This window comes from Caulobacter segnis ATCC 21756, assembly GCF_000092285.1.
GTDB classification, from domain to species: Bacteria; Pseudomonadota; Alphaproteobacteria; order Caulobacterales; family Caulobacteraceae; genus Caulobacter; species Caulobacter segnis.
This window is the reverse complement of sequence record NC_014100.1, coordinates 2,239,858-2,260,841: the sequence shown is the minus strand read 5'-3', so window position 1 is coordinate 2,260,841 and position 20,984 is coordinate 2,239,858. Positions and strand designations below refer to the sequence as shown.

The window sequence follows — 20,984 nt, the reverse complement described above, 5'->3', positions numbered from 1 at the left end:
TCATGCGCGTCCTCGTCATAGATCCCGATCAGGTCCGCGCCGAACTGGTGGCCGAAGGGCTTGAGGGTATCGAGCCCCTCGAGGTGCGCCATTCGGCCCTGTACGACGAAGCCGAGGTTCTGTCGTTCGCGCCGGATGTGGTGGTCATCGCCGCCGAGAGCCCCGATCGTGACACGCTCGACAGCCTCAAGGAGTCCAGCCAGGGGCATCCCGTGGTGATGTTCGTCGACCGTTCCGAACCGGGCCTCGCGGAGCAAGCGGTGCGGTCAGGCGTGGCCGCCTACGTGGTCGACGGCCTGGCGCCCAATCGCGTGCGCTCCATTCTCGACGTGGCCATGAGCCGGTTCGCTTTGACGCGCCAGCTGCGAAGCGACCTGGCCAGGGCGAAGGCGGATCTGGAGTCGCGCAAAGTGGTGGACCGCGCCAAGGGACTTCTCATGAAGGAGCGCGGCCTTGACGAAGACGGCGCCTATCGCCTGCTGCGCAAGCTGGCCATGGATCGCGGCAAGCCGATTGGCGTGATCGCCGCCGACCTTCTGGCGTTCGCGGGCGTGCTGAAAGGGGATGCTTCGTGAGCGGCCTGTCGGAACTCCGCCTCGGCTTCATTCCGCTGACCGACTGCGCGCCGCTGATCGCGGCCCAGGCCCAGGGCTTCTTCGAGGAGGAGGGGCTGGCCGTCGAACTCGTCCGCGAAGCCTCTTGGGCGACCATCCGCGACAAGGTCGCCGTCGGCGCTCTGGACGGCGCCCATATGCTGGCGCCGATGGCGCTGGCCACGGCCGCCGAGGATTCGGGAAGCGCCGTGTTGGCGCCCCTGGCCTTGAACCGGAACGGCAGCGCGATCACGGTTTCGACGGTGCTCTTCGAGGCGCTGGATGGCGTGGCGGCCGACCTCGCGGGGCCGCCGCCCTCGGCCGCGCGCCTTCAGACGCTGATCGCCGAGCGGCGCGCTCGAGGCGATGCGCCGCTGACCTTCGCCGTCGTCTTTCCCTACTCGATGCACAACTATCTCCTGCGCTACTGGCTGGCGCAGGGAGGGATCGACCCGGATCGCGACGTGCGCCTGGTCGTCATCCCGCCGCCGCGCATGGTGGAGCGAATGCGGGCGGGAGAAATCGACGGCTTTTGCGTCGGGGCGCCTTGGAACGCGGTCGCCGAGCTGGAGGGAATAGGTCGCATTCTGGCCGCGTCGTCCCAGCTCTGGCCGGGCGGTCCGGACAAGGTCCTCGGCGTCAGCAGTTCGCTCGCCGTCCAGAAGCCCGACGAGCTACGAGCGCTGCTGCGCGCGATCATTCGCGGAGCGGCGTGGGCCGACGCGCCTGAAAATCGCGAGGCGTTGATCGCTCATCTCGCGGGCCCCGAGCGAATCGAGGCGACACCGACGGCGATCTCCAGGGCCTTGGAGCACGAGGTCGTGTTCCATCGCGGCGCCGCCGGACTGCCACGGCGGGAGCACGGACTGTGGTTTCTGTCCCAGATGATCCGCTGGGGCCAGATCGACGCGAACCGGGACTTGGAGGGCATCGTCGATCGGGTCTATCGGCCCGATCTCTATCGAGACGCCGCCCTGTCGCTGGGCCCGGTGCTGGAACCGGCGCTTGTCTTCCCGGACGCTGTTGAGCCGATCGAGGCGCGGCTTTTCGATGGGATCACCTTCGAGCCGGCCGCGGCGCGCGCCTATGCGGAGAGCTTCGCCATCGCCCGCGTTCAGAGCTGATCAGCCTGTTTCGCGGGCGCCCCTTCAGCGGAGGTGATGCGCAAATGAGCGCTGTGGTCCCGTGAAGGGCTTGGCGTTCGTGTCCGCGTGACAGGGCGCCCGATATCGTTTCCCTTGATGTTCAGGCCAACGAACAACGGCGTTCGCGGCTGCCAGAGGACCGCTCGGATGCGGTCAGCCATCCGGAGCGATGACGCTCCGCTCTCGCAGACACGCAGACATCCGAGGCCGTCATGATCTCTCGCGACTTCCTGAAGGCCGGCCATGCGCCGACCCTGTTCGCCGCCTTCCTCTACTTCGATCTCAGCTTCATGGTCTGGGTGATCCTGGGGCCGTTGGGCGTGGCGATCGCCAAGGACTTCCACCTCGACCCCGCCCAGAAGGGCCTAATGGTCGCCATTCCGGTGCTGGCCGGCGCCTTGTTGCGCTTGGTCAACGGCGTCCTGGTCGACCGCATCGGCCCGAAGAAGACGGGCATGATGGGCCAGCTGATTGTCTTGGCTGGCTTGGTCCTGGCCTGGGCGGTCGGGATCCACAACTATCATCAGGTCCTGGCCCTGGGCGTGATCCTGGGCGTGGCGGGAGCCTCTTTCGCCGTCGCCCTGCCGTTGGCTTCCCGCTGGTATCCCCAGGAGCACCAGGGTCTGGCGCTCGGCATCGCCGGCGCCGGCAACTCGGGCACCGCCCTGGCGGCGCTGTTCGCACCAGCCCTGGCCAAGGTCTTCGGCTGGCAGAACGTGATCGGCCTCGCCGCCATCCCGCTCGCGGTCGCCTTCGTCGTCTACATGCTGCTGGCCAAGGACGCGCCCGAGCAGCCCGCGCCGAAGAAGCTGAGCGAGTACCTCGACGTCCTGAAGGTCCCGGACGCGTGGTGGCTGATGCTGCTGTACGCGGTCACGTTCGGCGGCTTCGTGGGCCTGGCCTCGTCGCTGACCATGTATTTCAACTCCGAATACGCGCTGGACCCGGTCATCGCCGGCTTCTTCACCGCCGCCTGCGTCTTCGCCGGCTCATTCATCCGTCCGGTGGGCGGGGCCCTCGCCGACAGGTTCGGCGGGGTGCGGACCTTGAGCCTTGTCTATGTCCTGGCGGCTCTGGGCCTGACGGTGGCGAGCTTCCAGTTGCCTTCCGCCTACATGGCCTTGGCCGTGCTGATGTTCTCGATGCTGGCCCTGGGCGCCGGCAACGGCGCGGTCTTCCAGTTGGCGCCCCAGCGCTTCCGCAGGGAGATCGGCGTGATGACCGGCCTGATTGGCATGACGGGCGGTATCGGTGGCTTTTACCTGGCCTCCACGCTCGGCTTGGCCAAGAAGATGACCGGCTCCTACCAGTCCGGCTTCATCGGCTTCGCGCTGCTGGCCCTGTTCGCCCTGATCGCGCTGCACAGCCTCAAGGCTCGCTGGCGCGCCGTCTGGCCGACCCTGCACGGCGACACGGCGACCGTCCGCGTCTGATCCCCATCCTCCGACAAGCGAGATAGACCCATGACGAAAGAACGTCTGGTCGTCATCGGCAACGGCATGGCCGGCTGCCGGGCGGTCGAGGAAGTGCTCAAGCGCGATCCTTCCCGCTACGACGTCACCATCTTCGGCGCCGAGCCGCGGGTGAACTACAACCGCATCATGCTCTCGCCAGTGTTGGCGGGTGAGAAGACCTTCGACGACATCGTCATCAACGACGAGGCCTGGTACCGCGACAACGCCATCACCCTGCACGCCGGCCGCGCCGTTAAGGCGGTCGACCTCGAAGGCCGCAAGGTGGTCGCCGAGGGCGGCCTGGAAGTCGCCTATGACAAGCTGATCCTGGCCACGGGCTCGGACCCGTTCCGCCTGCCGCTGCCGGGCTCAGACCTCAAGGGCGTGGTCACCTTCCGCGACCTCGACGACGTCGAGGCGATGGTCGAGGCCTCCGGCAAGCCGGGCGCCCGCGCCGTGGTCATCGGCGGCGGCCTGCTGGGCCTCGAAGCCGCCTATGGCCTGGCCCGACGCGGCATGGCCGCCACGGTCGTCCACCTGATGGATGTCCTGATGGAACGCCAGCTGGACGAAAGCGCCGGCTATCTGCTGCGCGAGGCGCTGGCCGAACGCGGCGTCGAGACCGTGCTAGGCGCGCACTCCGAGGAGATCGTCGGCGAGGATGGCAGGGTCGCCGGGCTGAAGCTCAAGGACGGCCGTGTCCTGCCGTGCGACCTGCTGGTCATGGCCGTCGGCATCCGTCCGAACGCCTCTCTGGCCAAAGCGGCCGGTCTGCAGGTCAATCGCGGGGTCATCGTCGACGACGCCATGCGCGCGTCCGATCCGGCCGTGTTCGCCGTGGGCGAGTGCGTCGAGCATCGCGGGAACTGCTACGGCCTGGTCGCGCCCATCTGGGACATGTGCCGGGCCCTGGCCGAGGCGCTGACAGAGGGGCAGGGGGCGTATCAGGGCTCGGTCCTCTCGACCCGCTTGAAGGTCTCGGGCGTCGACGTCTTCTCGGCGGGCAAATTCTCCGGCGGCGACGGCTGCGAGGACATCGTGTTCCGCGACGCCGCTCGCGGCGTCTACAAGCGGGTGGTCATCGAGGACGGCAAGGTCGCTGGCGCGGTGCTGTTCGGCGACGCGGCCGACGGCGGTTGGTACTTCGACCTGATGCGGGCGGGGACGGATGTCGCCGAGATCCGCGAGACCTTGATCTTCGGGCAAGCGATCACGGAGGGCCTTTCCGGCCTGGACCCTAGCGCGGCCGTTGCGGCCATGCCCGACACGCAGGAAATCTGCGGCTGCAACGGCGTCTGCAAGGGTGCGATCACGGGAGCCATCACGGCCCAAGGCCTGACCACGCTGGACGACGTCCGCGCTGTGACCAAGGCCTCGGCCTCGTGCGGGTCCTGCACGCCGTTGGTCGAGCAGGTCATCCGACTGACCCTCGGAGACGGCTTCAAGGCCCAGACCGGCCCCAAGTCGATGTGCAAGTGCACGCATCACCCGCACGGCGAGGTGCGCAAGGCGATCGTCGAGCTCGAGCTGAAGTCCATGCCCGCGATCATGCAGGCCATGGAATGGACCACGCCGGACGGCTGCGCTTCGTGCCGGCCCGCGCTGAACTACTACCTGCTATGCGCTTGGCCAGGCGAGTACCTGGACGACAGCCAGTCGCGCTTCATCAACGAGCGTGTCCACGCCAACATCCAGAAAGACGGCACCTATTCGGTCGTGCCGCGCATGTGGGGCGGCATGACCAGCCCCGCCGAACTCCGCGCCATCGCCGACGTCGCCGACAAGTACGCCATCCCGGCGGTCAAGGTGACGGGCGGCCAGCGCATCGACCTGCTAGGCGTCAAGAAGGACGACCTGCCGGCGGTTTGGGCGGACCTCAACGCCGCCGGCATGGTCAGCGGCCACGCCTACGCCAAGGGCCTGCGCACCGTAAAGACCTGTGTCGGCAGCGACTGGTGTCGCTTCGGCACCCAGGATTCCACCGGCCTCGGGATCAAGCTCGAGAAGTTCATGTGGGGCTCGTGGGCGCCGGCCAAGGTCAAACTGGCCGTGTCGGGCTGTCCGCGTAACTGCGCGGAGTCGACCTGCAAGGACATCGGCGTCATCTGCGTCGACAGTGGCTACGAGATCCACGTCGGCGGCGCCGCGGGCCTGCACATCCAGGGAACCGAGGTGCTGACCAAGGTCGCCACCGAGGACGAGGCGATCCAGGTCATCGCCGCGGTCATGCAGATGTACCGCGAAGGCGGCTGGTACCTGGAGCGGATCTACAAGTGGATGGCGCGGATCGGTCTCGACACGATCCGCGCGGCGACCGTGGACGACCTCGACAGCCGCACCGCGCTCTTCGCGCGCTTCGTGAAATCGCAGGAGACCGCGCAGATCGACCCCTGGGCCGAGCGCGCCACTGGTGGCGTGGCGGCCGGCGAGTTCGCGCCGATGGCGACCCTTTCGATGGAGATGGCGGCCGAATGACCCTGCAAGCGCACATCGATCCAGACTGGCGCGACGTCGGCGCCTTGACCGACATCCCCGAACGCGGCGCGCGACGCGTGGCCACCGCCCAGGGCGACGTCGCGGTGTTCCGCACCGGCGACGGCAAGGTTTTCGCGCTGGTCGACCGCTGTCCGCACAAGCATGGCCCCCTGAGCCAAGGCATCGTTCACGGCCACGGCGTGACTTGCCCGCTGCACAGCTGGGTCATTGACCTGGCCACCGGTCGGCCCACGGGCGCCGACGCCGGCAAGGGCTGCACGCCCATCGTGCCGGTGCGTATCAAGGATGGCCGCGTCCTTCTGGCTCAGCCGGTGGCGGCGGGCTGACCGATGGCCGACGGCTCCGCCGCCCTGCGAACCGTCAAGACGACCTGCGCCTATTGCGGCGTCGGATGCGGTGTCGCGGGCGCTGTGGGGGAGGGGCGCTCGGTGCTGATCACCGGTGACGCGGCGCACCCAGCCAACCTGGGCCGGCTATGCTCCAAGGGTTCGGCCCTTGGCGCCACGGTTGGCCTGGAAGGTCGGCTGCTGGAGCCGACGATCAACGGCAAGAGCGCGAACTGGCATGAGGCCACGGCGCTGGTGGCGCGGCGCTTCAAGGAGACGATCGCCCGACACGGTCCCGACAGCGTGGCTTTCTACGTCTCGGGCCAGTTGCTGACCGAGGACTATTACGTCGCTAACAAGCTGATGAAGGGCTTCATCGGCTCGGGCAACATCGACACCAACAGCCGCCTCTGCATGGCTTCGGCCGTCGCCGCCCACAAGCAGGCCTTCGGCGCCGACCTGGTGCCCGGTTGCTACGAGGACCTGGAGCTGGCGGATCTGGTGGTGTTCAGCGGTCATAACGCCGCCTGGACCCATCCGGTCCTTTTCCGGCGCATGGAACAGGCGAGGGCGCGCGGCCAGAAGCACGTCGTCATCGACCCGCGCCGCACCGACACGGCTGAGGGGGCGGACCTGCATCTGGCTATCGCTCCGCAGAGCGACGTGCGTCTCTGGAACGGGCTGCTGGCCGATCTGGTCCGGCGAGGCGCTATCGACCGCGACTACATCGCAAGTCACGTGAACGGCTTCGAGCAAGTCACCGCCGCGCTTGTTGAAAGCGACCAGTCGCTCAGCGCGGTCGCGGCCGACTGCGGCGTCGCGATCGAGGATCTGCGGACCTTCTATGACCTGTTCGCCGCGAACGCCCGGACGGTCAGCCTTTTCTCGATGGGCGCCAACCAGTCCGCCCAGGGCGTGGCCAAGGGGCTTGCCATCATCAACGCCCACCTCGCCACCGGGCGGATCGGCAAGCCGGGCGCTTGCCCCTTCTCGATCACCGGCCAGCCCAACGCCATGGGCGGACGCGAGACGGGCGGCATGGCCAACACCCTGGCCGGCCACATGGACTTTTCGCCCGAGGATCGTGACCGCGTCGCGCGCTTCTGGGGCGCTCCGGACACCACCCGCGCCCCGGGGTTGAAAGCCGTCGAGATGTTCGAGGCTGTCAGGGACGGGCGGATCAAGGCGATCTGGGTGATGGCCACCAACCCGGCTGTCAGCCTGCCAGCCAGCGGCGCGGTCCGCGACGCCCTAGCGGCGTGCCCTTTCGTGGTGGTCTCGGACTGCGTCGAAACCGACACCACGGCCTTCGCGCACGTGAAGCTGCCCGCCCTGGCCTGGGGCGAGAAGGACGGCACGGTCACCAACTCCGAGCGCCGCATCTCGCGCCAACGGGCGCTGTTCCCGCCGCCGGGCCAGGCCCGCGCGGACTGGAAGATCATGGCCGACGTCGCGACCGCGATGGGCTTCGACGGCTTCGGCTGGGCCAGCAACGCGGCGGTGTTTCGCGAGTGGGCGCGCCTGACCGCCTATGAGAACCGCGATCGTTTCCTGAGCCTGGCGGGCTTATCTGCTTTGACGCCAAGCGCTTACGGCGAACTTCTACCCGTCCAATGGCCCATCGGGGTGGACGGGGAAGGTACGCCTCGGCTGTTTGTCGATGGCCGCTTCCAGACTCCAGACCGGCGCGCCCGCATGGTTCCGGTCTTGCCGAAGGGACCCGCCGAACTGACCAGCGCGGCCTTCCCGATGTCCCTCAACACCGGCCGCATCCGCGACCAGTGGCACACCATGACCCGTACGGGCCTGGCGCCGGACCTTTGTCGTCACGCGCCCGAGCCCTATGTCGAGATCCATCCGGAGGACGCCGAGGCCCTGGGGCTGAAGGACGGCGCCTTGGCCAGGGTGTCGACCGCGCGGGCCGAGGCTGTCGCCGTCGCCAAGGTCAGCGATCGCCAGCGGCGCGGTTCGCTGTTCATGCCCATGCACTGGACGGACGCCTTTGCGCCGTCGGGCCGGGCCAACGCCCTGGTCGAGCCCCGGGTCGATCCGACCTCGGGGCAGCCGGAGTTCAAACATACCCCCGCTCGCGTGAGACCGTATCGCGAGACCTGGAAGGGCTTCTTCTTGAGTCGATCCGCCCTGATGTCCCCGCTGGGGGCGGATCTTGTCTGGCGGCGTATCCCCCAAGACGCCTGCCAGCAGTACGAGTTCGCCGGCCGGGGCGACGTCGCCGAGCGCGACGTCCTCCGCAAGGCCCTGACCAAGAGGCTGGCCGGCGAACTCGTCACCTACGAAGACGCCGCGACCGGCGCGCGCCGAGAGGCCTGGGTCGAGGGCGATCAGCTGGTCGCCGTTCTTTACATGACAACCACCGGCCGTTTGCCGTCCCGGGACTGGTTGGTCGATCTGTTCCAGGCGGATCTGACGGCCGAAGCGCGCTCGGCCCTGCTGTTCGGGCGTCCGCCTGGCGGGCCAGTCGACAAGGGACCGATGGTTTGCGCCTGCCTGAAGGTCGGCGCCAAGGCTGTCACCGCCGCGATCGCCGCCGGCGCAGACACAGCCGACGCCGTCGGCGCGGCGACAGGCGCTGGATCCAACTGCGGGTCCTGTCGTCCCGAAATCGCGCGCATGATCAACGCCTTCCTCGTAACGCCAAAGGAGCCCGTCCGTGCTGACTGAAAGCAAACTCGGCAAGGTGCTGCTCGTCGGCGCCGGCCCAGGCCCGGTGGATCTCATGACGGTCCGCGCCGTGCGCGCCGTCGAGAGCGCGGGCGCCTTGCTCTACGACGCTCTGTGCTCCGAAGAGGCCGTGGCGCTCGCGCCGCCGGGCTGTGTCCGGATCCAGACCGGAAAGCGCGCCGGCAAGCCCAGCATGAAGCAGGATGAGATCAATCGCCTGATGCTGCGCCTCGCGCGCCGAGGTCTGCATGTCGTGCGCCTCAAGGGCGGAGACCCGTCCATTTTTGGCCGCGTGGGAGAGGAGATGGCGTTCCTCGAACGCTTCGGCGTCGAGACTGAGGTCGTGCCTGGGGTGACCGCCGCCTGCGCCGCGGCCGCCCAGTTCGGCTTCCCTTTGACCCACAGAGGCGAGGCGCGGCGGGTGGTGTTTACGACGGCTCGGATCGAAGAGGGCGGCATCGCGGACGACTGGCGTGTCGGCGCCGACCCCGAGGCCACCGTCGCCATCTACATGGGCGTCGAGGCCGCGCCACGCCTGGCGAAGGCGCTGATGGCGGCGGGAAGAGCGCCTTCGACGCCGGTCGCCGCCGTGGAGAACGCCGGCGCCCAGCACGCGCGCCTGACCGTGACGACTCTGGTCGACCTACGCGACGGTTTGATCAGCACAACGGGTGGCCCGGTCTTGATCGTGGTCGGCGAGGTCGCCGCGAACGCCGTCGCGATGAAACACTGCAACGCCAACCAGAGAATTTTCGCCTAGCGTTTGTAGCTGACGCACGGGCGCAGATCTGATGCGTGGGTGTCACGGACTCTCTAAGTCGCGACTTTTAGAGTTCAATGATCGCGGCGCGCTGGCTGACTCCATAACCCGCGACATAACCCGCGACTAATTTCCTGCGCATTTTGACTCATCGCTGACGTTGGCAAGGTCTGCTCCTGGAGGCCAATGCGAGATCAGGGGAATCATCGGGGCGGAGGATGACGCGGCCAGTGTTAGGTGAAGGTCTCAGCTGGCGCTTTCCGACGGTCGTGATCAAGGGCTTACACGGATAGGTCAGGTGACCGATTCAGGATGAGTCGTTCCCGCCCCGGACCCGAGCGACACATCCGCCGCCATCGCGTCGCAGTTCTCTCGAATGAAGGCGAAGTGATCCGGCATGACCTCGGCGGAGCGGGCGATCACGGCCTTGATCTCGGCCATCCGAGCCCTGAACAAGCCCTCGTCCATGCAATCGACCATCGGGTCGTAGCTCTCAGGCAGGATGCCTTGGCCGATCATCACGGCGAACCAGGAGGTGTCGTTGAACAACTCCTCGTTCTCGCGAAACACGCGGCCCGAGCCTTTGAACAGCTCGATCTTGTCGGCCAGATAGTCCGGGATCGGCATCTCGCGCAGGTAGTCCCAGTAGGGGGTGTCGTTCCGCGCCGTGGCCTTGAAGTGCAGGATCAGGAAGTCCCGGATCTTCTCGTACTCGAACGTCATGGTCCGGTTGTAGCGGTCGATGTCGGCCTGCCGGAAATGACGGTCGGGGAAGTGGGCCAGCAGGCGCGATATCCCGACCTGGATCAGGTGGATCGACTGGCTCTCCAGCGGCTCCATGAATCCCGCCGACAGTCCGATCGCCACGACATTGCCGTTCCAGCTCTTCTTGCGGCGGCCGGCGGTGAAGCGGATCAGGTTCGGGTCGGCCAGCGGCGCGCCGTCCAGGTTCTTCAGCAGGTCGGCCAGGGCCTCCTCGTCGCTGACGAACTGGCTGCAATAGGCGTAGCCGTTGCCCAGGCGATGCTGCAGCGGGATGCGCCATTGCCAGCCATGCGGCCGCGCGGTCGCGCGGGTCACCGGCGCCATGGAGCCGCCCAGCGCGCACGGCATGGCCACGGCGCGGTCGTTCAACAGCCATTGCGACCAGTCCTCGTAGCCGGTCTTCAGGGTCTGTTCGATCAGAAGGCCTCGGAAGCCCGAGCAGTCGATGAAGAGGTCGCCCTCGATGACCTCGCCGCTTTCCAGCGTGACCGACGTGACGTGACCCCGCTCGCCGTCTTGCTGGACCGAGGCGATCTTGCCTTCCTGACGGGCGACGCCGCGCGCCTCCGAGTACGCGCGCAGGAACTTCGCATAGAGCCCGGCGTCGAACTGGAAGGCGTAGGCGATCTGGCCGAGCGGCGAATTGGCCTGGCCGTTGGGGCGCATGAACTTGCCCTGGCGCGCGCCGACGGTCTGAAGGCTGTAGGCGCCCAGGTCGTCCTCCAGCCCCAGGGCGTGCAGCTTCAGCCAGTAGGCGTGGAACGATACGCCCTCCATGTCGACGCCATAGGGCCCGAACGGGTGATGATAGCTGTGGCCGACATGCTTCCAGTCGACGAAGTCGATGCCCAGCTTGAAGGTGGCCTTGGTCTTGCGGACGAAGTCATTCTCGTCCAGCCCCAGCATCCGGTTGAAGATATTGATCTGCGGGATCGTCGACTCGCCGACCCCGACCGTGCCGATGGCCTCGGACTCGACCAGGGTGACGCGGGTGTAGCCGTCCTTGAGGAAGCGCCCCATCGCGGCGGCGGTCATCCAGCCGGCGGTGCCGCCGCCGACGATGACGATGCGGCGCAGGCGCTGGTCAGTCGTCATGCGGGAATCCTGGCGGGCGTTGGCGAAGCGGCGCAGTAGCGCGCGATGAAGGCGTCGTGCGTCGGCAGGGACTCGGCGGTCCGGCGGATCAGCGCCGACAGGCGCGAGAGCTGGCCCCGGACCACTTCATCGTCGAGCGCGTCGACCAACGGATCGTGTCGGCGGGGAACGACGCCCTGGCCAAGGAGTACAGCGACCCAGCTGGGCTCGGCGAACAGATCGTAGTCCGACTGGAACAGCCGGCCGGACGCGGCGAACAGGTCGATCTTGCGCTGCAGGGTCTCGGGGATCGCCATCTCGCGGGCCCGGACCCAGTAGGGCTCCGTGCGGGCGTTGGCCTTGAAGTGCAGGATGATGAAGTCGCGGATCAGCTCGACCTGCTGGGCGGTGAGGCGGTTGTACTCGGCGATCTCGACTGGATAGAAGCCCTTGTCCGGGAACAGGGCCAGGAGCTTGGTGATCCCCGCCTGGATCAGGTGGATCGAGGTGCTTTCCAGCGGCTCCAGGAAGCCCGATGACAGGCCGATGGCCACGACGTTCTTGATCCACGCCTGGCGTCGCCGGCCGGCCTGGAAGCGAAGGAAGTTCGGCTCGGCCAGGGCGGGTCCGTCCAGGGTGGCGCGCAGCCTGGCCAAGGCCTCGTCGTCGCTGATGTCGGCCGAGGAATAGACATAGCCGTTGCCGGTGCGGTGCTGCAGCGCGATGCGCCAGCGCCAGCCGGCCGCGTCCGCCGTGGCGCGGGTATAGGGTGTCAGACCATCGCCGCCGGTCTCGCATGGCATGGCCACCGCCCGGTCGTTGGGCAGCCAGTGGCTCCAGTCATCATAGCCGGCCTTCAGGGTCTGCTCGATCAGCAGGCCGCGAAATCCCGAGCAGTCGACGAACAGGTCGGCCTCCAGCGTCCGGCCGTCCTCCAGGGTCACGGATTCCACGAATCCAGTCTCGCCATGCTGGGCGACGCCGGCGACCTTGCCCTCGAATCGGGCGACGCCGCGCTGTTCGGCATAGGCGCGCAGGTGCTTGGCGTAGAGGCCGGCGTCGAAGTGAAAGGCGTACTTCAGGCTCGACATCACCTGGCCGGGATCGCGGCTGGGCAGGGAGAACCGTCCCAAGTGCGAGGCCTGGGCCGACAGGTTGAAGGCGTCGATCGGCGGCGCCCAGCCCTCGTGCAGGGCGCGCAGCCAGATCTGGTGGAACTTCAGCGCCTCGATATCCAGTCCGAAGCCGCCGAACGGATGCAGGTAGCGGTGGTCGGGGCCCATCCAGTCGACGAACTCGATGGCCAGCTTGAAGCTGGCCTGGGTGGCCCGCATGAACGCGGCTTCGTCCAGGCCCAGCATCTGGTTGAAGGTGTTGATCGGCGGGATGGTCGCCTCGCCGACGCCGACCGTGCCGATCTGTTCGGACTCGATCAGGGTGATCGCGACCTCCCGCGGCAGGGCCTTGGCCAGGGCGGCGGCCGTCATCCAGCCCGCGGTCCCCCCACCGACGATCAGCACTTTGCGAATGGCCGTCATGCGGGACTCATCCCGATGACGTGCGGTTTCTCGTCCGCGCGGGGCATGCCGTCCGCCGCTTGAGCGATCATGGTCCTCATTCGGTCCAGACGCTCGCGGGACTGGTCAAGCGGGAGCCGCTCCGCCAGCGGATCCCAGCGCCGCGGGATCACGCCTCGCGCCAGCATCGCATAGACCCAGGCCGACTCCGGCCAGGTCTCCTCGTCGTAGGTCACCACGCGACCCCGGCTTTCGAACTGGGCGAGACGCCAGGCCAGGGGCGGCGGCGGGGCCGCCAGCAGACCCCAGCGTAGGATCGCCATGTCGCGGGCGCGCTCGGTCGCCGCTTCCGTAAGGCGATTGAACTCAGCGGCCGCGGCTGGACTGTTGGGATATGAGGGCCGCCAGGCGTGACACCGCGGTCTGCAGCAGATGCAGGTCGCCGCCGTCGCCGGCCCCGATAGCCGCCGCCGCCCCGCCAACCGCCACGACGTTGCCGACCACGACCCGGGCGCGGCGGCCCGCCTGGAGCGGCGCCGGCGCGAATCTGGAGATCAGGCCCGACTCGGCGAGCCGTGCTCCCGTCGGCAGCCAGTGGCTCCAGTCCAGCCAGGGCTCGTCGGCGATCAGCACGCCTTCGCCCGTGGCGTCGACAAACAGCTCGGCGGACAGGCGCAGGCCGGCGACCTCAATGGCGGCGACCCGGTCGCCGTCGCGTTCGACACGTTCGACCGCCCCCGTGATCCGCCTTGCGCCGGCCATCTCGGCCGTAGACGCCAGCAGCGCGGCGTAACGAGGCCCGTCCAGGCTGAGGCCGTGGTCCAGAGTCGACAGCGGCGAGCGCGGATCGGCGCTTCGCGGGGCGAAGCGGCCGCGTAGCGCGGCCTGGGCCGCCAGGCTCCAGGCGCTCAGCGGCGCGCCGTCCCCGGCCCGCAGCCAGTGGGCGTGAAAGGGCACGCCGTCCATCGCCGCCCCGGTCTCGCCGAAGGGCTCCAGGTGGTCGCCGAAGCGCAGGGCCAGGCAGGGCAGGGCGCCGGCCGCCGCCAGGGCGTCTTCGCCGAGCCCGAGCCGGCCGTGGAGGGCGCGCAGGACCGGGAGGGCGGCCATCCGTCCCGGGGGCGTCGTGGCGGTCTCCACGACAGTCACGGTGGCCAGACCCCTGGTGACACGGGCCAGCACCGCCGCCGTCGTCCAGGCGTCGACGCCGCCGCCGACGATGACGATGTCGCCAAGGGCGCTCATGCCGGAAGCCTCGCGTCGGCGAACGCCCGCAGATAGGAGTCATGCGAGGGCATGGCCGACACGGTCCGGGCGACGGCGGCCTCGATCTCGGCCATGACCCGCGCCGACTGGGCCGGGTCTACCGCCTCCACCAGGGGGTCGTAACCGTCGGGCGTGAAGTTCTGACCCAGATAGACGGCCACCCAAGACGGCTCCTTGAAGAAACCGTCCTTGTAGGCCGCGACCACGCCGCGCTCGCGGAACAGCGCCATCTTCTCGGCCAGGCTGTCGGGGACCGGCGCGTTACGGCGATCATTCCAGAACACCGAGTCCGTCCGCTGATTCACGTGGTAGTGCAGCACCAGGAAGTCGCGGATCCGTTCGAACTCCAGGTCCATCACCCGATTGTACTCGTCGGCGTCCGCGGGGTCGAAGCCCTGGTGCGGGAAGAGCTCCAGCAGGTTCGAGATGGCCAGTTGGATCAGGTGGATGGACGTGCTCTCCAGCGGCTCGAGGAAGCCCGAGGCCAGGCCGATCGCGACCACGTTCTTGCACCACTGCTTCTTGCGCCGCCCGGTGACGAAGCGGAGGAAGCGCGGATCCTGGCTCGGCTTGCCATCCAGCTTCTCCAGCAGGACGCGGGCCGCCGCGTCGTCGTCGATGTAGCTGGAGCAATAGACGTAGCCGTTGCCCACCCGATGCTGCAGCGGGATGCGCCAGCGCCAGCCGGACTGGTCGGCGGTCGCTCGAGTGAACGGCTTGGGCGGCTCCACGGCCTCGCATGGCGCCGCCGCCGCCCGATCGCACGGCAGCCAGCGTGTCCACTCGTCGTAGCCGGCTTTCAGGGTCTGCTCGATCAGCAGCCCCCGGAAGCCCGAGCAGTCGATGAACAGCTCGCCGTCGATCACGCGGCCGTCCTCCAGCCGCACGCTGGTGACGAAGCCGTCCTCGGGGCGCTGGTCCGCGGCGGCGATCTTGCCCTCGACGCGGACCACGCCGCGGGCCTCCGCATAGGCGCGGAGATAGCGCGCATAGAGCGCGGCGTCGAACTGGTAGGCGTAGTTGAAGGTCGAGCCCAGCGAGCGGGGGTCCGTCGATGGCGGCGCGAACTTATCCGCCCGGGCGGCCATCACCGGCAGGCTGTAGGCGTCGATTGATCCGACCTCGCCCCGTTGGTGGGCGCGTAGCCAGTGCTGGTGGAAGGGGATCCCGCCGATCGCGTGGCCGTAAGCCCCGAAAGGATGAATATAGGCCTCGCCCTTGCGGCCCCAATCGCAAAACTCGATGCCCAGCTTGTAGGTCGCCTGGGTCTTGCGCATGAAGTCGGCCTCGTCGAGGCCCAGGCGCGCATTGTAGTGGCGGATATGCGGAACCGTCGCCTCGCCGACGCCGACGATGCCAATCTCCTCGGACTCGACCAGCGTGATGCGGACGTCCAGCCCTTCCAGCATCGCCGACAGGGCGGCGGCGGTCATCCAGCCGGCGGCGCCGCCACCGACCACGACGATCTTGCGAATGGGCGCGGGGGTCATGATCTCAAGCTCGATTGGCCAGTCAGCATGCCGACCGTCCGACGGCCGCGAGATTCGGCTCAGTCGGTTCGCGCCCTGCGGTTGCGCCGATGCGACATTTGCGCGCACTCCCGATGGCGTCCCAGTGGCGCGTACGGAGGCAGGCTTCCTTCGTCATGCTTCCTCCCGTCTCGCCGCCTCACGGGCTCCTTTCGGAGGTCCATGCGGGCGGAGATCAATTCGACAGCGCTTTCTCGCGCTGTACTCGTGATTTCGCCCCCGATCTGAAGAGTCCGGCACGCGGGGGTCAAGCCATGAACAGGTGCGCTCGCGCAGAGCGCGTCCATAGTCGGAGCTCCACCCAAAATGGTAGCGCTCCCAAGTCTTATGGCTAGACGAACTCGGCTTTTGTGACAACGCTTGACGAACGCTGTTCGGTCGTGTGACCTGAGCAAAATGGTCACGGTAACATGACCAAAGGCGGCGCTGAGACGCCGCTGAAAAGGCCTAGGGGAGGGAATTCATGGGCACGGCCAAAAGGCCGTCCGCCGACAGCGGACGTGCGTTCAGCGATAATTTGAAGTGCGGCGCTTCCGCGTTGGTTCTTGGCGCTTTGATGTTCGGCGCGCCGGCCATGGCGCAGACCACGGCCAAGGCGGATGACGGACAGGTCGTCGATGAGGTCATCGTCACCAGCATCAGGCAGAGCCTCAAGAGCAGCCAGCAGCTTAAGCAGTCGTCAGACATCATCGGCGACTCGATCACCGCCGAGGACATTGGCGCCCTTCCGGATCGCTCGGTCACCGAGGCGCTGTCGCGCGTTCCCGGCGTCTCGATCAACCGCTTCGCCGCCGGCGTGGATCCCGACCACTTCTCGGTCGAAGGTTCGGGCGTTGTGGTCCGCGGCCTGAACTTTGTCCGTTCAGAGCTGAACGGCCGTGACACCTTCACGGCCAACAACGGCCGGATCCTCAGCTTCGCCGACGTCCCCTCCGAGCTGATGGGCGGCGTCGACGTGTTCAAGAGCCCCTCGGCCGACATGATCGAGGGCGGCATCTCGGGCACGGTGAACCTGCGCACGCGCCTGCCGTTCGACAGCAAGGAAGAGATTCTGTCCCTGTCGGCTGAAGTCAGCTACGGCGACATGATCAAGAAGTACCGCCCGTCGATTACGGGCCTGTACAGCAACCGCTGGGACACCAATGTCGGCGAGTTCGGCGTGCTGGCCTCGTACGTCAATTCGCGCCTGGCCAGCCGCAGCAATGCCATCCAGGTGTCGAACTTCGGCTGCCGCACCAACCTGGGCCAGGCCGTCTCGGACTGCGGCAATGGGACCAAGGGCCTGTGGTTTCCGCGCGGCGCGGCGTTCCGCTCGACCGACACCTTCCGTAAACGCGAAGGCCGCGCCTTCGCGGCCCAGTGGAAGAGCAACGACGGCACGATGCAGGCCGCGTTCCAGTACCTGCGGTCGAAGGCCGTGGCCGATTGGACCGAGCACGCCATCGAAATCGCTACCGACAATGTCACCAGCAACGGCGACTCGCGTCCGGCCGCCGGCACCACCTTCACCTTCGACGACAGCGGCGTCTTCACCAGCGGCGTGATCACCGGCACCACCGGCTGGCGCGCCGACCAGCAGGGCAGCGACCCGCGCACGCCGATCGACGGCCTGCAGTCGAACAACGTCCGCCGCGACGAAGCCCAGACCACGATCACTTCGGACTACGGCTTCAACTTCAAATGGACGCCGAACGAGCACTGGGGGATTCTGTTCGACGCCCAGCACGTGGATTCGTCGGTCGACGCAATCAGCATGGGCGTCTGGGGTTCGACCTTCCAGAACGCCGCGATCACGCTGAACGGCAACAAGTTGCCGAACGTCAGCTTCCTGCCGCCGTCGAACGGCACTTCGCTGCCGACTTGCGCCCCGTTCACGGACAGCTGCACCTCGTACATGCGCGCGCCGCACAGCAGCTTCAGCGACCCGTACAACAACTTCTGGCGCTCGGCGATGGATCACATCGAGCAGTCCGAGGGCACCGAAGACGCGGTCAAGCTGGACGTCGAATACAAGTTCAACGACGACACCTGGTTCGACTCGGTGAAGGCCGGCGTGCGCTGGGCCGAACGTGACCAGACCACCCGATTCTCGACCTACAACTGGGGCGTCCTGTCCGAGATCTGGGGTAGCGGCGGTCCGGTCTGGATGGACGATCCGATCAACAGCGACCCCAACACTCCTGGCGGCTCCAACAGCACCTCGCGGGTCGAGGCCTATGCGTTCGACAACTTCCTGCGCGGCAAACTCGCCTCGCCGACGGCCGGCCAACCGCGCCTGTTCTACGCTGGCAACACGGTCGAGAATTACGCCGACGTCTCCAAGTTCGCGTTGTCGGTCGGCGACGAATGGCGCGATCGCCTGGCCGGCGGATGTCCGCAGAACTGGGTGCCTCTGGCGCAACGCTGCAACGTCGTCGCGGGCACGCCCTTCCTGCCGCAGGAAATCAATCCTGTGAACGAGAAGACCCAGTCGGCCTACATCATGACGCGCTTCGCCGGCGACATGGGCGACGCCCGCATCAGCGGCAATATCGGCCTGCGCTACACCAAGACCGACCGCGTGGCCGAAGGCTTCACCGCCTTCCCGAACGCCACAGGCCTGGCCACGGAAGCCGACTGCGCCGCCGTTCCGGACGGCCAGACCCCTTCGCCGTTCTGCCAGCTGACGCCGGCCGTCCGGGCCCAAGCGCGCGCCTGGGCCAACGGGGCGGTGATCCCCAGCACGGCCAAGTCGTCCTTCGACTACTGGCTGCCGAGCTTCAACGTGAAGGTCGTCATGCCGCACGGCCTGCAGTACCGCTTCGGCCTGTCGAAGACGGTCACGCCGCCCGACATCGGCTTGACGCGCAACTATTACAACCTGGCGATCAACACCAACGCCGACGGCATCACCGGCGGCCGCCCCTCGGGCAACGTGACGGTTGGCAATCCGTACCTGAAGCCCACCCAATCGAAGAACATCGACGCCTCGGTCGAATGGTACTTCGCGCCGGTCGGCTCGCTGACGTTCGCGGCGTTCTGGAAGCAGCTGACGGACGTCAATTTCAACTCAACCGCCCGCCTCCCGTTCACCAACAACGGCGCTACGTTCGACGTGCTGGTGACCACGCCCGGCAACGCCAGCAAGAAGTCGACGGTCAAGGGCTTCGAGGTCGGCTACCAGCAGTTCTACGACTTCCTGCCCAAGCCGTTCGACAAGCTGGGGATCAACGCCAACTACAGCTACATCGACAGCTCGGGCGTGCCGCAAAGCACGCTGTCGGCGACCGATCCCGACGTGGCCGCCGGCCGCGTCACGACAGTCGACACCAGCAAGCTGCCGCTGCAGGGCCTGTCCAAGCACAACGCCAACTTCGCGGTGATCTACGAGACCAGCAAGCTCTCGGCGCGCCTGGCCTATAATTGGCGTTCGGACTTCCTGCTGACCGTCCGCGACGTGATCGTGCCGTTCGCGCCGATCATGAACGAGGCGAGCGGCCAGCTGGACGGCTCGATCTTCTATAACATCACCCCGAAAATGAAGATCGGCATCCAGGGCGTGAACCTGACCAACGAGACGACCCGCACCACGCAGATTCTCAACAATGAACTGCTGAAGACCGGTCGCTCGTGGTTCATGGCCGATCGCCGCTACACGATGGTGCTGCGGGCCAGCTTCTAAAGGTCCAGACTTTTCATCACTCATGCGACAAGCGCGCACCGTCTCCACAGGCGGTGTGCGTTTTTCATGAGGTCGCCTGTCTTGAAGCGAGTGCGGACAGATCGCTGTCGGGGCGCGGCGAAACCTATTCGGGGCGGACGAGCAGGGCCTCGCCGCGTCTACGGCTTGGGCGCACGGATCGCTTCCACGATACCGGGCAGCCAGTGGTCGCCCTCGCGGATCCGAAAGCCCGAGCGATAACCCCAGGCGCAGCTGGCGACCCCGACCGACGCAAATGCCGAACTCACCACACCGTAGTATCGGACGCGCTGCGCCAACGGCACGCGCGGATCGTCCTGCGCGCCGTATTCGCCCAGGATCGGAACCCGGCCGGTGCGGGCCATGTAGTCGCGCACCTTGGCGACGCTACGGTCCAGCTCGCTCCGGTCCGCCGCCGAGCCGAAGCTTCGGCCCATGGGGGGCGCGGGATTGGGCCAAGGCGCGCCCTGGTGCGTGAACAGGAACGGATCGTAGTAGTGGAAGCTGGGCGCGACGTAGGGATCGTCGGGCATCTCGAACGCCAGCATCTTGTCGAGGTTGTTCCACTCGGGGCCGACGATAACGGGGCGCTTGGGATTGGTCGCCCGGATCGCGGCCAGCGCCGGCGCATAGAGCGCGCCAAGCCGATCGTTGGTCAGCTTGTCGTTCGGTTCATTGAGCAGCTCGAACCAGACGCTGGGCGGCGCGTCCGCGAAGGCTTGGGCGACCTGTCGCCAGAGCGCGACAAAACGTGGAGCCTCGGCGTCGGGGTCGCGCATCATCGCATCGTAGTGATGCATGTCTAGCAGCACGTTCAGCTTGGCGGCGCTGGCCAGCGTCACGACATGCCGCACGCGGGCCAGGAAGGTTGGATCTATCGCATAGGGCGGCGTCGTGTCGGCGTGAGCGGAGAAGGCGACCGGTATGCGCACGGACGAGAAGCCCGCTGTCTTGATGATCGTAAAATCGTCGTCGGCGAAGGCGGGGCCCCAGGCCCCCTCGGTTGGCGCGTCCAACATGTTGGACATGTTGACGCACTTGCCGACATTCAGGTCCGGACCAACGCGCGGCCTGGCGCGCTTGGCTGGCTGGTAAGCCAAGCCCGGATCGACCGGCGCGTTCCAGTCGAGATCGAAGTCGTGCGGATAGCCTCCGCGCGTCAGCGCGAGGTCGATGGCCTGGCCGTTCTGGATCCAGCGACCGACATAGGCGCTTCGCGCGCTGTCCCAATGGGCTTCGTACCGCGCATTCACGCTAGGCGCGTCGAAACTGAGCTTAGCGCCGTCCTGGACGATGTTGGCCAGGGGAAGGCCGAACGCGCCTTGGTCGGGGCTGTCGATCACGCCGATAAGGCCTTGCCCCCGACGTTCCAGATGCGCGGACAGCCTCAAGCTTTTGTCGCCCGCGGCGACAACGCCGACCCAGTCTCCACGCGCATCGGCGATCGCCGCGGCGTCCGGGGCGAGAAGCAGGGCGATAGTGAACGCGAGCACGGACAATCCTTCACCCCAGGCCTCAGCCTACAGGCAGCGTCCACTATTCCTGCTCGCGCGGTCAAGTACGGTGCGCTAGCACGTGATCCTCGGCCCCAAGCCGCCGTTCAAGCCCAGGCGCATCTGGGGGAGAAGACGGCGCCTCAAAGCGAATGGGCGAGTCCGCGATCTCGCCATGTTCAATTGGGCCATAGGCCACCAACGTGCG

The 20,984-nt window shown here is 67.3% G+C and carries 12 protein-coding genes and 2 pseudogenes; 9 read left to right on the top strand and 5 right to left on the bottom strand.

Features of this window, described 5'->3' with window-relative positions; all coding sequences use genetic code 11:
- Positions 1-2 precede the first annotated feature (2 nt).
- The 7 genes from CSEG_RS10345 (at position 3) to cobA (ending at position 9,456) form a co-directional block, all read left to right on the top strand.
- Positions 3-575 (top strand): ANTAR domain-containing response regulator, encoded by a 573-nt coding sequence (locus CSEG_RS10345; RefSeq protein WP_013079182.1) that lies wholly within the window; start codon positions 3-5, stop codon positions 573-575.
- Positions 572-1,717, top strand: a complete 1,146-nt coding sequence (locus tag CSEG_RS10340; protein ID WP_013079181.1) for a CmpA/NrtA family ABC transporter substrate-binding protein — start codon at positions 572-574, stop codon at positions 1,715-1,717. Before CSEG_RS10345 ends, CSEG_RS10340 begins: the two co-directional genes overlap by 4 nt.
- Before the next feature lie 233 nt (positions 1,718-1,950).
- Entirely contained in the window at positions 1,951-3,171 is a 1,221-nt protein-coding gene (locus CSEG_RS10335; protein WP_013079180.1) for a nitrate/nitrite transporter, read from the top strand.
- A gap of 30 nt (positions 3,172-3,201) precedes the next feature.
- Complete coding sequence (nirB, locus tag CSEG_RS10330; protein WP_013079179.1) at positions 3,202-5,667, top strand: nitrite reductase large subunit NirB; 2,466 nt, start codon at positions 3,202-3,204, stop codon at positions 5,665-5,667.
- Complete coding sequence (gene nirD, locus CSEG_RS10325; RefSeq protein ID WP_013079178.1) at positions 5,664-6,014, top strand: nitrite reductase small subunit NirD; 351 nt, start codon at positions 5,664-5,666, stop codon at positions 6,012-6,014. The genes nirB and nirD overlap by 4 nt, the downstream gene beginning before the upstream one ends.
- Before the next feature lie 3 nt (positions 6,015-6,017).
- Entirely contained in the window at positions 6,018-8,696 is a 2,679-nt protein-coding gene (locus CSEG_RS10320) for a nitrate reductase (protein WP_013079177.1), read from the top strand.
- On the top strand, positions 8,686-9,456 hold the full coding sequence (gene cobA, locus CSEG_RS10315; RefSeq protein ID WP_013079176.1) for a uroporphyrinogen-III C-methyltransferase: 771 nt from the start codon (positions 8,686-8,688) through the stop codon (positions 9,454-9,456). Before CSEG_RS10320 ends, cobA begins: the two co-directional genes overlap by 11 nt.
- A gap of 294 nt (positions 9,457-9,750) precedes the next feature.
- On the opposite strand, the gene CSEG_RS10310 is transcribed toward cobA, so the two are convergent.
- The 4 genes and pseudogenes from CSEG_RS10310 to CSEG_RS10295 form a co-directional block, all read right to left on the bottom strand.
- Entirely contained in the window at positions 9,751-11,316 is a 1,566-nt protein-coding gene (locus tag CSEG_RS10310; RefSeq protein WP_013079175.1) for a tryptophan halogenase family protein, read from the bottom strand.
- Positions 11,313-12,833, bottom strand: a complete 1,521-nt coding sequence (locus tag CSEG_RS10305) for a tryptophan halogenase family protein (protein ID WP_013079174.1) — start codon at positions 12,831-12,833, stop codon at positions 11,313-11,315. The genes CSEG_RS10310 and CSEG_RS10305 overlap by 4 nt, the downstream gene beginning before the upstream one ends.
- A pseudogene (locus CSEG_RS10300) lies at positions 12,830-14,054 on the bottom strand (tryptophan 7-halogenase). The gene CSEG_RS10305 and the pseudogene CSEG_RS10300 overlap by 4 nt, the downstream one beginning before the upstream one ends.
- Positions 14,051-15,565, bottom strand: a complete 1,515-nt coding sequence (locus CSEG_RS10295; RefSeq protein ID WP_013079173.1) for a tryptophan halogenase family protein — start codon at positions 15,563-15,565, stop codon at positions 14,051-14,053. Before CSEG_RS10295 ends, CSEG_RS10300 begins: the two are co-directional and overlap by 4 nt.
- 502 nt (positions 15,566-16,067) lie before the next feature.
- Between CSEG_RS10295 and CSEG_RS10290 the strand changes: the two genes are divergently transcribed.
- Complete coding sequence (locus CSEG_RS10290) at positions 16,068-19,265, top strand: TonB-dependent receptor (protein WP_013079172.1); 3,198 nt, start codon at positions 16,068-16,070, stop codon at positions 19,263-19,265.
- Between the two features lie 158 nt (positions 19,266-19,423).
- Here the strand turns inward: CSEG_RS10290 and CSEG_RS10285 are convergent, their stop codons facing one another.
- Complete coding sequence (locus tag CSEG_RS10285; RefSeq protein WP_013079171.1) at positions 19,424-20,776, bottom strand: glycoside hydrolase family 5 protein; 1,353 nt, start codon at positions 20,774-20,776, stop codon at positions 19,424-19,426.
- 82 nt (positions 20,777-20,858) lie between these two features.
- On the opposite strand from CSEG_RS10285, the pseudogene CSEG_RS22275 reads away from it, so the two are divergent.
- Positions 20,859-20,969: pseudogene (locus CSEG_RS22275) on the top strand (integrase); the annotation flags it as partial.
- Positions 20,970-20,984 lie beyond the last annotated feature (15 nt).

What these genes read in the sequence shown, in the direction of transcription:
- CSEG_RS10345 (WP_013079182.1), top strand. Translation starts at nt 3, where the DNA reads ATGCGCGTCCTCGTCATAGATCCCGATCAGGTCCGCGCCGAACTGGTG.
- CSEG_RS10335 (WP_013079180.1), top strand. Translation starts at nt 1,951, where the DNA reads ATGATCTCTCGCGACTTCCTGAAGGCCGGCCATGCGCCGACCCTGTTC.
- nirB (WP_013079179.1), top strand. Translation starts at nt 3,202, where the DNA reads ATGACGAAAGAACGTCTGGTCGTCATCGGCAACGGCATGGCCGGCTGC.
- nirD (WP_013079178.1), top strand. Translation starts at nt 5,664, where the DNA reads ATGACCCTGCAAGCGCACATCGATCCAGACTGGCGCGACGTCGGCGCC.
- CSEG_RS10320 (WP_013079177.1), top strand. Translation starts at nt 6,018, where the DNA reads ATGGCCGACGGCTCCGCCGCCCTGCGAACCGTCAAGACGACCTGCGCC.
- CSEG_RS10310 (WP_013079175.1), bottom strand. Translation starts at nt 11,316, where the DNA reads ATGACGACTGACCAGCGCCTGCGCCGCATCGTCATCGTCGGCGGCGGC.
- CSEG_RS10305 (WP_013079174.1), bottom strand. Translation starts at nt 12,833, where the DNA reads ATGACGGCCATTCGCAAAGTGCTGATCGTCGGTGGGGGGACCGCGGGC.
- CSEG_RS10295 (WP_013079173.1), bottom strand. Translation starts at nt 15,565, where the DNA reads ATGACCCCCGCGCCCATTCGCAAGATCGTCGTGGTCGGTGGCGGCGCC.
- CSEG_RS10290 (WP_013079172.1), top strand. Translation starts at nt 16,068, where the DNA reads ATGGGCACGGCCAAAAGGCCGTCCGCCGACAGCGGACGTGCGTTCAGC.